Genomic DNA, 15,675 nt, shown 5'->3' on the forward strand with positions numbered 1-15,675 from the left:
AGTCTTCACAATCGGCGATTGTCGCCGCGACCACCAGGAACAGCACCTCGCGCAACGGGTAGCGCACCTTGGGCGGCTCGCGCGGATCATCGATCGCGGCAAAATGCTCCAGAAGCGTCCGAAGCCGAGAAGGCCGGTACACCGCGCCAGTCTGTTCATGCATGACCAATCACTCCAAAGGATGTGACCAGTCATGAATCACGGCAAACCGCGGCAGGAAATCAAAATCTCAATACGTTAACCTGAACTCGCTGCCGTGGGAGCCGCCGCCTGCGGCGGGCGCCGAAGGGCGTGCCGCGCATCTCCTGTCCCGGCTACAGCGAGCCGTTCCGCATCCCCGTCTGGTCGCCCAACGATCCGATCGACGTCACGGCTGGACGCGCGGCTGCGGGCGCTGGTTTTGGCGCTGGACGACCTGCCCGGCCAGGCAAGGCGCTTCGCCCGCTGGCGGGCGCGCCGCGACGCGGTCCTCGCGCAAGAGCGGGAATCCGGCGGTCTGCGCCGGTTTGGCCGCTTCTCGCCGCTGAAGCCCGGCCGGCCGCCGGGCTGGCGGCGAAAAAAGCCCGTTCATGAGGTGCACGAGGTTCTCGACGTCGTGCACGGGCTTGCCCAGTGGGCTCTGGAGCCGGCCGATACGTCGTGATTGCGCCCTGCCGGACGCAACAAGAGAAAGAAATTGACAGGCCGCGCCGATTTTCCGCGGCGTCGCGACGATGGGTGCTGTCATTGGCGACTGACGGGCGCGTCAATTGATGTCGTCATTCCGACTCGTGAGCGAGCGCAGCGAGCGGAGAGTGTCGGAAATCCATCCTCGGACTCGAAGAATCAAAGCCGGCAAAGAATCGGCTTGAGCGTCACAGTCGGCAAGCCACAGCCAAATTCCGGATGTGTGAACGCGACAGTCGCCCTGACGGGGAGAGGGCAGGGGTGAGGGGCGAGCATCGGCCTTCTTCCTCCGCCGCCGCAAGGACCTTGACGATGTCGGCGATCGGCCGCTTCCGGGACCGGCGGGAATGCCATAAAAGGGAAGAAGGCCCGCCAGGAGCGCCCGATGTCCGATCCCGTCCGCACCACCCGCCTGCCCTCCGGCATCGACGTGCCGGTGCTCGGCCTCGGCACCTGGAACATGGGCGAGGACCGGCGGCGCCATGCCGAGGAGGTGGCGGCGTTGAAGCTCGGGCTCGACCTCGGCATGACGCTCGTCGACACCGCCGAGATGTATGGCTCCGGCGGCGCCGAGGAAGTGGTCCGCGACGCCATCGCCGGTCGCCGCGACGCGGTCTTCCTGGTCAGCAAGGTGCTGCCGTCGAACGCCTCGCGCGCCGGCACGGTGCGCGCCTGCGAGGCCAGCCTGAAACGCCTCGGCACCGATCGCATCGACCTCTATCTGCTGCACTGGCGCGGCGGCGTGCCGCTCGCCGAGACCGTCGCGGCCTTCGAGGCGCTGAAGCAGGCCGGAAAGATCCGGCACTGGGGCGTCAGCAACTTCGACACCGAGGACATGGAGGAGCTTGCCGATGCCGGCGGCTCGGGCGTCGAGACCAACCAGGTGCTCTACAATCTGTCGGAGCGCGGCATCGAATACGACCTTTTGCCCGAGGCGGCGGCACGCGGCCTGTCGGTGATGGCCTATTCGCCGGTCGGCCAGGGCGATCTGGCGCGCGACGCGCGCATCGCCCGCATCGCCGCGCGCCAGAACGCCACGGCGGCGCAGGTCGCGCTCGCCTTCGTGCTGCGCAAGCCGGATATCATCGCCATTCCCAAGGCGGTGCGGCCACAGCACGTGCGCGAGAATCGCGCCGCGCTGGACATCGTGCTGACCGACGCCGACCTCAAGGAACTCGACGCCGCCTTCCCGCCGCCACGCCGCAAGCAGCGGCTGGCGATGATTTGACGGCGACGCCGATTGCCTTTGGCGGACTGATCCCATTCCGCCGCTTCGGGGGCGGGAGACATCGCGACGATCGGCGCTGCCTCGCCGAGGTCTCCGGTCCAGCCGTCGACGCCTACGATGCCGGCGATACGATGCCGCGCCATGAGGAGGCGACGAGCATTCTCTGCCCGGATTCCTCGCGCTGGTTTTGGCAAAGGTCGTTGAAGCGGCGCCCGGCTTCGTATAAGAAGCGGCTGCCGGGATTGCAGCACGCAGGTCCGGCCGGCCAAGCCGCCTCGGCGTGCACCCGTAGCTCAGCTGGATAGAGCGCTGCCCTCCGAAGGCAGAGGTCACAGGTTCGAATCCTGTCGGGTGCGCCAACAAAATTAACAACTTAGCTCGCTTGCTTGTATCCTGAAATTCGCTACAGGAAGCATATAGGAAGCAAGCGGAGGCAAACTTCATCCACGGAAAGGCCCGAAAAATTTGCGGGCAGCACTCGTCGGACGTGGATCAGGCGGAGATTCGCCCCCTTCAGCCCTTCTGCATAGCCTCGATAAAAATACGGAGCGCTTCGCGCACATTGACCTGATTGGCTGCGGCTGAAGCCTGGCCAATCCTATGGGGAGAGATGGTCTCGGCCATCTCTCCCCCGCGACCGCCGCCTGCGCGATGGCAGGGCCGCGCGCTCGCAAGGCGCCACATGGCCGCCACTGTTCCAATCCTTCCGATCCGCCCCGCTCGCCGCGCAGCCCGGCCATGCTCGCCGGCAGCCGCCCCCCTCTCTGCCGAGCGCTCACGCGCCCCCGGGAGGCATGTCGGGGACATGCCTCCGGCATTGACGAGAGAAAGGATTGGAACAATGGCAAGGACAGCAAAGAAGGCGAAGTCCGTCGCGGTTACGACGGCGGAAATGACGGCGGATGCGGAAATCCGCAATGTCGGAGACGTGTTGGCGAACGTTATCGCCGCTCTGCCCGCACCGGATGCAGCGGAACACGCGTCAGTGGAGGCTACCGAAACGGTTGCTGCGAGCGGCGAGATGGTTTTCATTCCGCTCAACAAGTTGAAGAAGTCGCCCCGCAATGCCCGCAAGACCCCGCATACCGAGGAGGAAATCGAGGCCTATGCGGCCAGCATTGCCGCCAAGGGCATGTTTCAGAACCTCGTGGTCGAGCCGGAGCTTGACGGTGAAGGCCAGCCGACCGGCTTCTATCTCGTCACCATCGGTGAAGGCCGCAGGCTGGCGCAGTTGCTGCGCGCAAACCGCAAGCAGATCAAGAAGAGCGAGCCGATTCGCTGCGTCATCGACACGGTGAACGACCCGTTCGAGATCAGCCTTGACGAGAACGTCACGCGCACGGCGATGCATCCAGCAGATCAATACGAGGCGTTCCGCGAGCTTGCGGAAACGCGCGGATGGGGAGCGGAGGAAATCGCCGCCCGCTTCGGCGTGACAGCGCATGTGGTACGGCAGCGAATGCGCCTCGGTGCGGTCTCACCCCGGCTCATGCAGGTCTATCGCGACGGCGGCTTGACCCTCGACCAGTTGATGGCCTTCGCAATCACCGAGGACCATGCGAGGCAGGAGCAGGTCTATGACGGTCTCGGCTACAATCGCGAGCCGTGGATCATCCGCCGCGACCTGACCAAGACCCATGTGGCGGCAACGGATCGGCGTGCGATCTTCGTCGGCGCGGAAGCCTACACCGAGGCAGGCGGGGCGATCATCCGCGACCTGTTCACGGAAGATCGCGGCGGCTTCTATGAGGACGCCGCACTGCTGGACCAGCTTGTCATCGAGAAGCTGGGAAAGATCGCCGCGCAGGTTCAGGAGGCGGAAGGCTGGAAGTGGGCGGACGTCCATGTCGACTATCCGCATGGCAACGGCATGCGTCGCGCCTATCCACAGCCGGTGGAGCTTTCCGAAGAAGATGCCGCCGCCTACGATGCCGCACAGGAGGAACTCGAACGCCTGTCGGCAGAGTGGGAGGACGCGGACGTGGACCTGACACCCGAAGTGGACGAGCGCTTCGCGGAGCTTGAAGCCAAGATCGAACGCATCGATGCACTGCGTCATGCTTACGATCCGGATGCAGTTGCGCGCGGCGGCGTTTTCGTCGTGGTCTCTCATGACGGCGAAGCCCGTATCGAACGCGGCTTCATCCGCCCCGAGGACGAAAAGCCGGAGCCGGACGAAGCTGAGGACGGCGAAACCGTCATCGACGGCGTTCGCGTCAACGGCGATGGCGAGATCATCGAGAGTAGCGAGTATGACGCGGGCGGGAACCTTGTTTCCGACCTCGAGCCGGAGGACGAGGAAGCGGAGGAAGACGGCAAGCCGCTCTCCGATCTTCTCATCCGCGATCTGACTGCCCACCGGACGCTAGGCTTGCGCCTTGCGCTTGGCGAGCAGCCGGACATGGCCTTGCTCGCCGTCACCCATGCGCTCGCCGCGCAAACCTTCTATCGGGGCATAGACGCCACCTGCCTCGAAATCCGCCCGACGAGCAGCTACCTCGCTTCTCACGCGGACGGCATCGAGGACACGGCGGCAGCGAAGGCGCTGGCAGATCGTCATTCAGCGTGGGCGGCGGACATGCCACGCGATGTGGCCGACCTGTGGGGTTTCCTTGTTGGGCTGGATGAGACAAGCGTCATGGCGCTGTTCGCCCATTGCGCCTCGTTGACCGTCAACGCGGTAAAGCAGCCTTGGGAGCGCAAGCCGCGCGCTCATGAGACGGCGGACAGGCTGGCGACGGCTATCAGCCTCGACATGACGGCATATTGGACGCCTACGGTGCGGACCTATTTCGGTCGCGTCACCAAGGCGCATATCCTCGCCGCCGTGCGGGAAGCCGTCGCCGACGAGGCGGCGGACCGCATCGCTGCGATGAAGAAGCAGCCGATGGCCGAAGCCGCCGAGCAATTGCTTGCCGAGACCGGCTGGCTTCCGCCGCTGATGCGGACTGCGCAGCCCGCATGGCTGGACGAACCGCAGGCGGAAGCGCCGGCAGCGAACGAGCCGGAAGCGGCAGACCCCGCCGCCGCAGAAGACGGCGAAGCCTTCCACATCGCCGCGGAATGAACGCCACGGCCGGAGCCGCGCAGCGGTTCCGGCCAGCCTCCCGGCAGTTTCGAGAAAAATTCCGGCCGCGCCGAACTGGCGCGGCCGGAGACCTCGACAGCACGACAACTGGAACCACGATAATGAGAACCTATGCAGAGCAGCGAGCCATGCTGGCACGCATGGAAGGGGCGAAGGCGGAGGCCGAACGCCACCTTGCCATCATCGAACGACAGATCGTCACCCGCGCCGAACGCGCGACGATCAACAACGGCATCAAGTCGCGCCTGTTCGGGCGCTTCTCCTCCAACTGGAGCCGCGCCGACGAGCGCGATTGTCAGGAGAATGTCGCGATCCTGCGCCTCGCACGGCGGCGAGATCGATGCGCTCACCCGCAAGCTGGCGCGGCAGGCCGGAGCCATCGCCGCCGTCCGCACCCGCTATCCGATCGATGAGCAGCCGGAGGAACTGGCGTCATGACCCGGCGATTTCCCCGCACCGAAGCGCTAATCCCCCACGATCTGCGCAACAGGCTGATCGAGAACGGCCGCATAGCTGAAGATCGCGACAGCTTCGATCCGTTCCCGGTCGTCAAGCTGTTCACGCCGGATGCCGCTGCGACGTGGCTGATCACCGAAGCTTATCCCGAAGATTCTGACTTGAGGCTGTTCGGTTTGATGGACCTTGGCTTGGGCAGTCCCGAGCTAGGTTATGCCATGCTTCGTGAGATCGAGGACCTACGCGGCAAGCTCGGCCTGCCGGTCGAACGCGACCTGTATTTCAAGGCCGAGCACCGGCTCAGCATCTACGCCAAGCTCGCCCACCACGCCGGGATGATCGTCACATGAAACCATGATCCGGCGCGTCGTGCCGATCACGCGCCGGATCGACGATGATGGAGACCCACAATGATCGCGCTGACTGTCGTGACCGTGACGCTGGTAATCATGTTGTGCGTCCTCGCATACCGGCTTGCGACTTACGCGCTGCCTTTCATGGTGGCTCTCGGCGCCGCCCGATACGCCTATGGCACGGGCGCCAGTTTAATCGGAGCGGTATTGGCTGGCCTTGTCGCGGCGGCAGTATCTTTCGGCATCCTCGCATTTCTGTTCGCCGCCGCTCGAGCACCGATCCTGCGCGTGATCGTAGCCGTGATCTTCGCCGCGCCCGCCACCGTAGCCGGCTATGCCCTCGTCCATAGTGCCGCGGCCGAGATCGTACCGTCCCCGATCTGGCACCAACTCTTCTCCGTGATAAGCGCGATCGCGGTCGGCATCTCCGCGCTCGCGCGCCTTGCCGCGCTGCTTTCGTCCGGCAGCCGGTAGCGGCAACATAACTCACGATTTACGGAAATCCGGCTTTGCGGATTTCAGGCGACCTTGGCGACGCCAACCATGATGGCCGTCACCTCGCCATGGGCGTCCGCAAGTGGCAGATAAAGCCGGGCAATGCGCGCCGGCCCACCCGGAAGCTCCACTTGGTCTTCCATCATCAATGTGCGGCCCGACGCGAATACGAGTGCCGCTTCATTCTCCGCATGATCGCTTGACGGCGTAAGCCGACCAATAGGCTCGCCGGCCAACGCGACCCCGAAAATTCGGTCGACAACCCGGCCGCTGCGCTCAATTCTCGGCATCTCACCCGATTCGGTCGGACGCTGGATCATCGCGGTCACATCATCCAGGTCGGCTAGACGCCCTGCGATGTTCTCGGCCAGCGGCATGGCCGTGCCGTCACCGCGGGCGAGCCAGAGCCGATAGAGCCGCCCGAGCACCGGATGGCGGTCGGCCATCAGTCGAGAATCCATGCGGGTCTCCACCGTCTAAGGGGCAACCAGATTTTCTGGTTATCTGTATTTCGGTTTAGTTGGTCTGCCGGTTTCGTCAATGGCCGGCAGCGCATATGCAGAAAACCCTTCGCTCGCCAAGGCATCTGCGCCTCGTTCAGATCATCGTCGAGAAACGCCGAAAAACCGGCATGAGCCAGGCCGATCTTGCCAAAGCGCTCGGCCGATACCAGTCGGTCGTAGCGGCCGTCGAATCCGGCGGACGCCGCGTCGATGTCGTCGAGTTCCTTGAGCTCGCGGAAGTGATTGGCTTCGATCCCTTTGAAGTGCTACGCGAAGTTGCCGAAACCGCCCAGCAACACAAGGCAGCTCCTAGGCTGTCATAGTCAATTGTCATTGGGTTCGGCGTCTTATCGGCAACGGACTGATTTTCAAGGCGTCGCCCTTCGCGCCGGGCTCGCGGCTAGCGCTGAAACCCCGCCATGCGGGTCTTCAGCCTTCGGGCCTTGACCCTGACGCAAGGGATGGCGGCGGGCATTTCGCGAGCAACACCTTCGCTTCTGTGGAAGCCCGATCGATGCCGGTCCCGGTCGGCAAAGCACGTCATGGGCGACGATTAGTAGCCATGTCCACGTATCCACCCCGACCACGCTCACATTGAGTCGACTGGCGCGGCAAGTTCAGGAGCGCCAATTTGCTCGGCTGCGAGGGAGGCGTAGCTCTTGTCGAAACAAGTCATCCGTCCGCTAGTCCCGAATTCGGCGGTTCAGCGTTTCGAATGGAAAGGCGAATCCCTTGACGCTGTCGCTATTGGCCGCGGGATCTGCACGTGCCGCTCGACATCGAGGTCCGGGCGCTGTGTCCGGCCGCAAGCCGATGTAGTTGCCGGTTTTAGTACTTGATGAGAAAGCGCGCGGCCGATTGCCGAAGCCATATCGCGATTTCCTGGTTTCTGCCGGTTTCAGGACGCACCCACAGCGTCCTCGATTTGGTCCTTTTGACCGAAGACCGGTGACGGAAGCGTCACCTCGATCTTCATCCCGCAACACGCCGCCTGCGGCTTTTACCCGCCGCCGGCCAAGACCGCCTTTGCATCGCCAACGAAAAAGTCCTCGCCGGATGTTGCGGGCCGATCGTCCCCGGTCCTTCACCCCGCATCGAGGCCGCGATGGGCGCGGCCCGATCAGCAAAAGGAAATCACCACATGGCTACGATCGGCACTTTCTCCCGCATCGAAACCGGCAACTACACCGGCTCGGTCAAGACCCTCACCCTCAACGTCAAGTCGGTGAAGTTCGTCCCGGCCGAGGGCGACAACGAGAAGGGACCGGACTTCCGCGTGTTCGCAGGCGCCACCGAGTTCGGGGCGGCGTGGAAGAAGCGGTCCGACAAGGGCAACGACTATCTCTCGGTCAAGCTGGACGATCCGAGCTTCGCCTCTCCGATCTACGCGAGCCTGGTCGAGGCGGATGGCGAGGAACTCGCGCTCATCTGGTCCCGCCGCCGCGTCGCCGAATAAGACCGGCCACCGGCAGAGCCCCGCGCACGCGGGGCTCTGCCATGCTCATGCCCGCTACCGCCGTTTGTCCGCGCCAGACACCTCCCAACGACCGAAATGGAGCCGGAAGCTGACTGGCGGCTTCGAGGCTCAAGGAGGTTTGGAGCCGACATTCTTGAGATCGGTACATTACTCGCGTCATGCGACTGGCCGATTCGTAAGTGGGTGAGAAGCGACAAGCGAAAGACGGCCGCCTCGGGCCGCAGGGGCCTCCTTACAAAAGTGGAGGCTCAACCGCCCAGGCTGCGCGTTGCCGACGCAGCCGTTTGCAAAACTTCAGAAATCGTTCCGGCCGGAATCTCACCTGCTGTCGCGACGAAGGTCACGCTGATGGCTGCCACCACATTTCCGGCTGCATCGCGTACCGGCGCGCCGACCGCCTGAACACCATCGACAAACTCGCCACGATCGACGGCATAGCCGCGAGCCCGCACTTCCGCCAGCCCAGCATCAAGCGCTGCTTTGTCGGTGAGCGTCCTCTCCGTATGGCGCACCAGTTTGCCTTCAGGAAGGCCGTGACGTCTTGTGGCGGCGCGAAGGCCAGCAGGACCTTGCTGGCCGCCCCCGCATGCAGGGGAAATCGCCGGCCGACCTGCGCGGAGATGCTGAACGCGCCGGCGCCAAGTGCAACGGCGATCACCACCGCCTCGTCTCCTTCGCGGACCGATGCCTTGGCCGTCTGCCCAAGCCGCGTGGCAAGGCTCTCCACGAAGGGGCGCAGCGTGGTGGCGAGATCCGGCGCGACTGGCACGCGCCGCGCCAGCCTGATTAGGGTGGGGCCGAGGCAATAGGCTGCATCGCCGTGGCGGCGTGCCACCATTCCATGCTCCTCCAGCGTGTTCAGCATTCTGTAGACGGTCGTCCTGGAAAGGGAGAGGGCCCGCGCCAGGCTTGCGACGGATGCGCCGTCCGGCACCACCTCCAATGCCATCAGCACCCGCATGTCGATGTCGGCATGAGGTAACCCCCAAGTCCATGGCTCGGCGGGAGCGCTGCTCGCCGGGGCGGCCAACCAATTGGGCCGCCCCTTCATTCAGGCTCGCTGCAGATACCGCTACTCAGATCACCACGAAATCGGCATTGGTGAGTGAGAGACCCGATGTAAGCGTAGCGAAATGCACACCGGCTTCGCCTCCCGCACCATCTGCATCGTAGAACAGCCTGCCGGTATCGGCTTCGTAGATGATCCGGTCATTGGATGCCTCCGCCTCTCCGGTCGCGTTGGTGCGGAAGGCGGAGGCTGCAAAGGTGCCCGTGGTTGCGAGTGCCGTGAAGACGGCATTCTCCAGACGGATCGTATCGTCCGCCACATTGAAGTCGGTTATCGTATCCACGTTGCCGGCACCAAGCGCCGAGGAGAAGACGAAGTAATCCTTGCCGGCCAGCCCGGTCAGCGTGTCGTTGCCGCCCTTGCCGTCGAGGATGTTCGACCCGGCGTTGCCTATGATCGACTGGGCGATCTCGTTGCCGGTGAGATCGATGCCGGAGGTGCCGGTCGTGCCGTTCGTTTGCAGGATCTCGATATAGACGCCGTTGCCGAGCGCATAGTCCACTGCGGCATTGACCTTGTCGGCATCGCCCTGTGTCGCGGTCTCTACGATGACGTCGCCGGAGTTGAAGATGCGGTAGGTGTCGTTGCCCCCGAAGCCCCGCAACGTGTCGACTTCGCCCTTGCCGCCATCATGAAGGACGTTGCTGCCGGCATTGCCGATAATCTCCTGTTTCAGGGCATTGCCGGTGAGATTGATCGCCCCCGTCCCTGTCGAGCCGTTCGTCTGGAGAACCTCCACATGCACGTCGGCCCCGAGCGCATAGCTCACGGCAGTATTGACCTTGTCGAGGTCTCCCTGTCCGGCCGTTTCAACAATGACGGCGCCGGAATTGAAGATGCGGTAGGTGTCGTTGCCCTCCAGACCACGCAATACATCCGCCGCGCCGGCCCCGCCTTCGTGGAACACATTCGCGCCGGCATTGCCGGTGATCTCCTGGCTCAGCGCGTTGCCGGTGAGATCGATCGCCGTGGTGGCGCCGGCGGCAATGGTGGTCAGCCGCTCGACATGCGCGCCGGCAGTGAGCTTGTATGATGCGCTCGCCGCCACGTGGTCGTCGTCCCCTTCGCCGGCACCTTCCTGGATCACGTCTCCCATGTCGTCAACGACGTAGGAATCGTCGCCCAGGCCACCGGCGAGGGTATCCCCGCCGGTCCCGCCGTCCAGTTGGTCGTCGCCGTCCATGCCGCTCAGGGTGTTCGCAGCACTGTTGCCGACCAGCACGTCGCCGAAACCCGAACCGACAATCCGCTCGAATTCGAAGACGAAGTCACCTTGCGCGTCGCCGCCGGAGCCGATCCCGGTCATGAGATTGACCGACACGCCGGCAGCCGAGTTGCGGTAGGACAGCGTATCCGTGCCGCCGCCGCCGAACAGGAAGTCGCCCCCCAGCCCACCGTCGATGCCATTGTCTCCCGTATCGCCGACCAGAATGTCGCCGAACGTCGAGCCGACAAGGTTCTCGACCGAGTTGAAGGTGTCTCCCGTCGCATCGCCGCCGGAGGAGGCGCCGCCAAGATTGACGCTGACCGCGGACTGGGAATTCGCGTAGCTGGCGGTGTCGATGCCGTCGCCGCCATTGAGGTTGTCGGCGCCTTCCCCGCCGTCCAGCAGGTCGTCGTCGTCGCCGCCATTCAGCGTGTCGGTGCCGGCGCCGCCGTGCAGCGCGTCATTTCCGACGAGGCCCGATAGCGTGTTGTTGCCCGAGTTGCCCTTGATGACGTTGGCTTCGCCGTTGCCGGTGCCGTCTGCGTTGGCTGACCCCGTCAGCGTCAGGTTTTCGATGTTCCCCGCCAGCGTGATCGTGCCGGCGCTCTCGACGGTGTCCGTGCCGCCATCCGCGGCTTCGGTGATGGTGTCGGAAGCGTCGGCGACGTAGACGTCGTCGCCCTTGCCTCCCTCCAGCGTGTCGGCGCCCAGGCCGCCGGCGAGCGTGTCGTTGCCATCGCCGCCGAGAAGGGTGTCGTTTCCTTTGCCGCCAGCCACGTTGTCGTTGCCGTCGAGCGCCGAATAGGCGATCGGTCCCGTCGCGTCGGGATTGGTGCTCACATTGTCATTGCCGTTGGAGAGCGTGACGGTGAGCACGGCGTTAGAGCGATTGTCATATTCGCCGGTCACCGCGCCGCTGATGTCGACGCCGTCGACACTGACGTTGGTCGGACCGTTCTGCGATTTGTTCGGCTCGCCGATGCGAATACCCGTCGACGTGCCGATGATCGAGCCGCCGACGATGGTGACGCCGTCGAGCGTAGCCGGGTTCGAGTTGTAAGACGGTGCGTCCGAGCGTGCTTTGATGGCGATCGCAGCGCCATTGAAATGCGGCGAGCCGCTGCCGTTCGAAAGTCCGACATTGGTCAGGGTTGGGTTCTCGATCCGGATATTGGAATAGTCGCCGTATTTAAGATTCAGCTCGATGCCGGACCCGTCAGCGCCTGGCCCGGAGCCGCCGTAAGTCGGGATCCGGCCGAACTGGCCGACATCGCTCATGATGATGTCGATGAGTTCGGCATCCTGCAGCCGCTCGACATAGATGCCTTTCCAGGTGAGGTGTTCGAAAGTCGTGCCCTGAATGAGCACGTCGGAAAATTCGCTGCCAGCCACTGCGTCGAAGGCCAATCCTTCCAGGCTGTGCGATATCTTGCCGCCGATCAGCGAAAAATTGGTCACGGCGGAGGCGCTACCGTTGTTGTAGATACCGAAAAGATTGTCGTCGAGCACCAGGCCGGAGAGCGTCAGGCCGTCGCTCGTCGCCAGTCCGACGGCGCTGCTGTAGCCGGTGATGGTGATATTCTTGATCTCGACATTGTCGCCCGTGACGGTGAAGCCGGAGCCGGCCGCGGTCGTGTAGCTGGTCGCTGTCTTGACCCAATCCGAAACATAGGCGGAGCCGATATCGTTGTCGGTCTTGAAGGTTCCGGTGAACACGACATCGGCGGCGTTGCCGGTGGCGCTCTCGATGGTCACGTTGTCGGCCGCCACCGCGAAGTTGCCGGTATAATTGCCGGAGGCGAGCAGGACCTTGTCGCCCGAGCCGGCCGAAGCCAGCGCATTGGTGAGTTCGGCCGAGTTGTGCACCAGCCACACGGTTCCGTCGTCGAACTCGGCCTTCTCGACGCCGTTCAGCACATCCGTGCCGCCGGCGCCGGTCGTGGCCTCGAAATGGTCCACGTTCCATTTGATGTCGCCGGCCTTGTCCGAGACATGATAGGTATCGACACCCGCCCCGCCGCTGAAGGTGTTGTTTCCCGCCGTGCCGGTGAAATGGTCGTCTCCCGAGCCCCCCTTGGCGTTTTCGATCGAGGCGAGGCTGGCTGAAATGGAGCCGGTGGCGGAACCCTTGGCGAGATCGATGTTGACCGCGCCGGTCGCCGCGGAGGCGTCGAACGTATCGGTTCCACCGCGGCCGTCGATCGTGTCAGAACCCGCAGTCGCGTGGAATATATTGTCCGCGCCGTCGCCGAAGAGGCCATCATTGCCGGCGCTGCCCTTGACGTTTTCGATCCCGCTGATGCCGATGATGCCCGTGGCACTCGAGAAGGCCAGGCCCGAGGAGAGGTCGACGAAAGAACCGCCGGAGCCTGCGGCGCTCATGTCGAGCGTGTCGTTGCCATCGCCGCCGTCGATCTTGTCGCCGCCGGCCGATGCGAAGATGTAGTCGTTGCCCGCGCCGGTGTTGACATTATCCGCGGCGGCTCGCCCGAAATAGGCGTCGTCGGTCGCTCCGCCGATGAAAGTCGTCGCGCCCAGCGGACCGTCGACGTAGAAGGTGCCGCCGGTGCTGGTATTGCCGGTGGTGCTAAGGTCGACCGTCATGCCGATGGTGACGTTCTTCAGGTTGAGATCGGTGTCGGTGTTGCCGAAGACGTTGTTTTCGATGCCGCCGATCGTGCTTGAGGTCGGCGTCCCGATCGACAGAGCCGTCCCGGCCAGCCTGAATTCGTTGCCGTCGATGATCACCTTCGTGGGATCGAAGGCATCGAGATTGATCGACGTGCGGGTGGATTCGAAGGCATTGCCTTCGACGGTCAGCGCGACGCCGCCGCCGTCCGACCAGATGCCGCGGCCCCAGGACGCGTCGCCATACTTTCCGCCGTCGCCGCCGATGTAGTTGTCGGCGATGGTGATCGAGCCGCCGGCGATCGGCGGCATCCCGATGGCGCGGTCGTCGACGCCCGTCGCGCCACCTGCCACATCCGACCAGAAGATCGAGTTCTCGACGACATGCCCGGCGCCATTGGCGATCCAGAGGGTCGGATTCGACGGCCCGCCGTCAGTGGTGGTCGCGTCGTTGACGAAACGCAGGCCGTCGACGGTCACGGCGTCGGTAGCCGTGATCCTGCTGTTGCCGATGATGGTGGTCTCGCCGGCGCCCGAGGCTGCGTCGCGGCCTCCGTTGGCTCCGGCAACGCCCGACTGGGCCCCCTGGATCGTCACCGCCTTGTCGATGAGCAGATCCTCATTGTAGGTCCCTGCGACGACGACGATGGTATCGCCATCCGCGGCATTATTTATCGCAGCCTGGATTGTGTTGTAGACGTTTCCGCTCGCGACGGCATTCGGGTCAACAGTAAACTCGGCCACGACTAAAGTCCTCCTTTGGGCCGCATCCGGATAGAGCATGGATGCGGCAAACAGCTTCCTGCCTTCGCCAGCTCTCGGCCGACGAAGCTCAACTACGGCAACACACGTATTCACGCCCGCAAGAACACGTTTATATGTCCTGCGCTGTATGTGCTTTCAGTGGGAGATATTGTTGATACCGGGTGCCGTGTTTTGCCCGAACATCCGAATATTTTGTGGTTCCCACCCCGCAATGGTTAAAAAATCATCACATGTCGGGAAGCGAAACTACCAGATGGTATACGGCGTGATGAAAAATACGCTCGTCGGCTGTGCAATCGGCAACAATTTTGGGCTGCAACTTCGGTCGCCGCCGGTAATTCATCCAAGCCTGCTCACAAGGGCAGCAAGCTGCGACTGGCTGTGGACCCCCGATTTTCGAAGAACAGCTTTGAGCTGCTGCCGCACGGTGCCTTCGGCCAGACCAAATGTTTCGGCCATATCTCTCGGACGGAGCCCGTCCCCAACGCCACGGGCAACGCGTATTTCGGCGAAAGAAAGACCGAAGCGCTTGGACAATTGGTCAGCAACGTTCTGGATCGGAACCTGCCCGCGCCGGATCATCATCAACCCAGCGACATCGAGGCTGAAATGGCGCAGGGCTGCCGGTGCGCGAAACATTTCGAATACCAGCACCTCACCAGGACCTGCGGCGACAACAAGCGGCGGCGGCATGGCCTGGCCGAGTTGCAGATTGCATCCCGCCGAGATCAGATACTGAAGGTCCTTGTCGGAACGCGCCTCGCGCAGTGTCACCACGCCGCCGGTATGCGTCCCGACGCGCGCGAGCAGTAGTTCTGCGGCAGCGTTTATCTTGATGACGCCGCCGTTCTTGGCGAGCAGAATGCTACCACGGTCATCTTCGTCGAAATTTGCCACCCAGGTTTCGAGCTTCGGCATCCCTACGAGATAGGCCGATCGCGCCGCTTGCATCAGATCGTTACGGAGGATCTGCACCGGCGCCAGCAGGGCCGCGTCGGGCGGATCGCTCTTCAGCGGGCGCTGGACCGCGGCGATCCAATCGCGCTCGCCGATCCGCAGATGAATGCCGATGAAGATTCCGAGGCCGTGCCGCCTCATCAAGTCAGCGTAGTAGGGATGGGACCTGAGGGTCTCGGGGGACGCGATGTCCAGATCGGTAGCATAGCCGCGTTCGCGCGCGATCGAGACGCAGGTCTGCCGGAAATCGCGCTTGTGCCAGCCTGCCCCGACATATTCCTGGATGATGCCGGTAAGAGACTCGGAATGCACCAGCCAGGGGCCCCTGAGCTCCGGCTCGATAGGGACGAAGCAAGTTCCTATGCCGCCGAACACAGCCGCGAGCTTGTCGCAGACAACGCGCCAAGAGGATGCGTCGAGAACGGCGGCGTCAAGCGCTCGCCTGAACTCGTCTATCGCTGTCTGCCCCCGCAACCGAATACAACTCCGTCGACGGCATCAGAACATATGCCGTTCGATCCCCACGCCATCACAACAACCGCCTCTTCGACGATTTGGCGGAAGAACGGCGCCCCCAAAATGCAACCATTGTGCAGAAGGGAATGTTTGTCATACCCCAAATGGGTTGTTCTCCAGAAGAAATTGGATTCTAGGACGATCGATTGGAGTTTCGCACGCTTATAGAAGGGCTGTTTATGTGGAGGGATTTTCAGAGGCGACATAGCGCGTTGATCAACCCGTATTTGTGCCGGACAGCTTGCTACTCTTCCTGAACCCGGTCGC

Annotated in this window: 12 protein-coding genes, 1 tRNA gene and 1 pseudogene; 9 read left to right on the forward strand and 5 right to left on the reverse strand. The window is 63.5% G+C overall.

What is annotated here, in order from left to right; translation table 11 throughout:
- Window positions 1-163 (reverse strand): transposase family protein (locus tag C7I84_RS21330; protein WP_133170129.1); only part of this gene is annotated, 163 nt, incomplete at its 3' end.
- A gap of 237 nt (window positions 164-400) precedes the next feature.
- Between C7I84_RS21330 and C7I84_RS21335 the strand changes: the two genes are divergently transcribed.
- The 7 genes from C7I84_RS21335 (at window position 401) to C7I84_RS21365 (ending at window position 6,265) form a co-directional block, all read left to right on the forward strand.
- The gene (locus tag C7I84_RS21335; RefSeq protein ID WP_106774247.1) at window positions 401-643 is read left to right on the forward strand and encodes a hypothetical protein; all 243 of its coding nucleotides are present in this window, start codon (window positions 401-403) and stop codon (window positions 641-643) included.
- Window positions 644-1,051: 408 nt separating this feature from the next.
- A complete protein-coding gene (locus tag C7I84_RS21340; protein ID WP_106774248.1) occupies window positions 1,052-1,894 on the forward strand; it encodes an aldo/keto reductase in 843 nt (280 codons plus the stop codon).
- 282 nt (window positions 1,895-2,176) lie between these two features.
- Window positions 2,177-2,253, forward strand: a tRNA-Arg gene (locus C7I84_RS21345).
- 482 nt (window positions 2,254-2,735) lie between these two features.
- Window positions 2,736-4,961 carry a ParB/RepB/Spo0J family partition protein gene (locus C7I84_RS21350; protein ID WP_106774249.1) on the forward strand — a complete coding sequence of 742 codons (2,226 nt, stop codon included), beginning with the start codon at window positions 2,736-2,738 and terminating at the stop codon, window positions 4,959-4,961.
- A gap of 122 nt (window positions 4,962-5,083) precedes the next feature.
- Window positions 5,084-5,395 (forward strand): hypothetical protein, encoded by a 312-nt coding sequence (locus C7I84_RS21355; protein WP_245428540.1) that lies wholly within the window; start codon window positions 5,084-5,086, stop codon window positions 5,393-5,395.
- Window positions 5,396-5,416: 21 nt separating this feature from the next.
- A complete protein-coding gene (locus C7I84_RS21360; protein WP_106774250.1) occupies window positions 5,417-5,788 on the forward strand; it encodes a DUF2958 domain-containing protein in 372 nt (123 codons plus the stop codon).
- 60 nt (window positions 5,789-5,848) lie between these two features.
- Window positions 5,849-6,265 (forward strand): hypothetical protein, encoded by a 417-nt coding sequence (locus tag C7I84_RS21365; protein WP_106774251.1) that lies wholly within the window; start codon window positions 5,849-5,851, stop codon window positions 6,263-6,265.
- A gap of 44 nt (window positions 6,266-6,309) precedes the next feature.
- Here C7I84_RS21365 and C7I84_RS21370 read toward each other — a convergent pair whose 3' ends face one another.
- Complete coding sequence (locus C7I84_RS21370; RefSeq protein WP_106774252.1) at window positions 6,310-6,747, reverse strand: PAS domain-containing protein; 438 nt, start codon at window positions 6,745-6,747, stop codon at window positions 6,310-6,312.
- Window positions 6,748-6,842: 95 nt separating this feature from the next.
- Here C7I84_RS21370 and C7I84_RS21375 point away from each other — a divergent pair, with 95 nt between their 5' ends.
- Entirely contained in the window at window positions 6,843-7,112 is a 270-nt protein-coding gene (locus C7I84_RS21375) for a helix-turn-helix domain-containing protein (RefSeq protein WP_106774253.1), read from the forward strand.
- Between the two features lie 818 nt (window positions 7,113-7,930).
- A complete protein-coding gene (locus tag C7I84_RS21380) occupies window positions 7,931-8,245 on the forward strand; it encodes a DUF736 domain-containing protein (RefSeq protein ID WP_106774254.1) in 315 nt (104 codons plus the stop codon).
- A gap of 269 nt (window positions 8,246-8,514) precedes the next feature.
- Here the strand turns inward: C7I84_RS21380 and C7I84_RS21385 are convergent.
- The 3 genes and pseudogenes from C7I84_RS21385 to C7I84_RS21395 all read right to left on the reverse strand — a co-directional run bounded on the left by C7I84_RS21385 (window position 8,515) and on the right by C7I84_RS21395 (window position 15,366).
- A pseudogene (locus tag C7I84_RS21385) lies at window positions 8,515-9,317 on the reverse strand (IclR family transcriptional regulator).
- A gap of 25 nt (window positions 9,318-9,342) precedes the next feature.
- A complete protein-coding gene (locus C7I84_RS30895; RefSeq protein ID WP_106774256.1) occupies window positions 9,343-13,914 on the reverse strand; it encodes a beta strand repeat-containing protein in 4,572 nt (1,523 codons plus the stop codon).
- 360 nt (window positions 13,915-14,274) lie between these two features.
- Window positions 14,275-15,366, reverse strand: a complete 1,092-nt coding sequence (locus C7I84_RS21395; protein WP_106774257.1) for a helix-turn-helix transcriptional regulator — start codon at window positions 15,364-15,366, stop codon at window positions 14,275-14,277.
- Window positions 15,367-15,675: the final 309 nt, after the last annotated feature.

The sequence above is a fragment of the Kumtagia ephedrae genome (genome assembly GCF_003012745.1).
Lineage (GTDB): Bacteria > Pseudomonadota > Alphaproteobacteria > Rhizobiales > Rhizobiaceae > Kumtagia > Kumtagia ephedrae.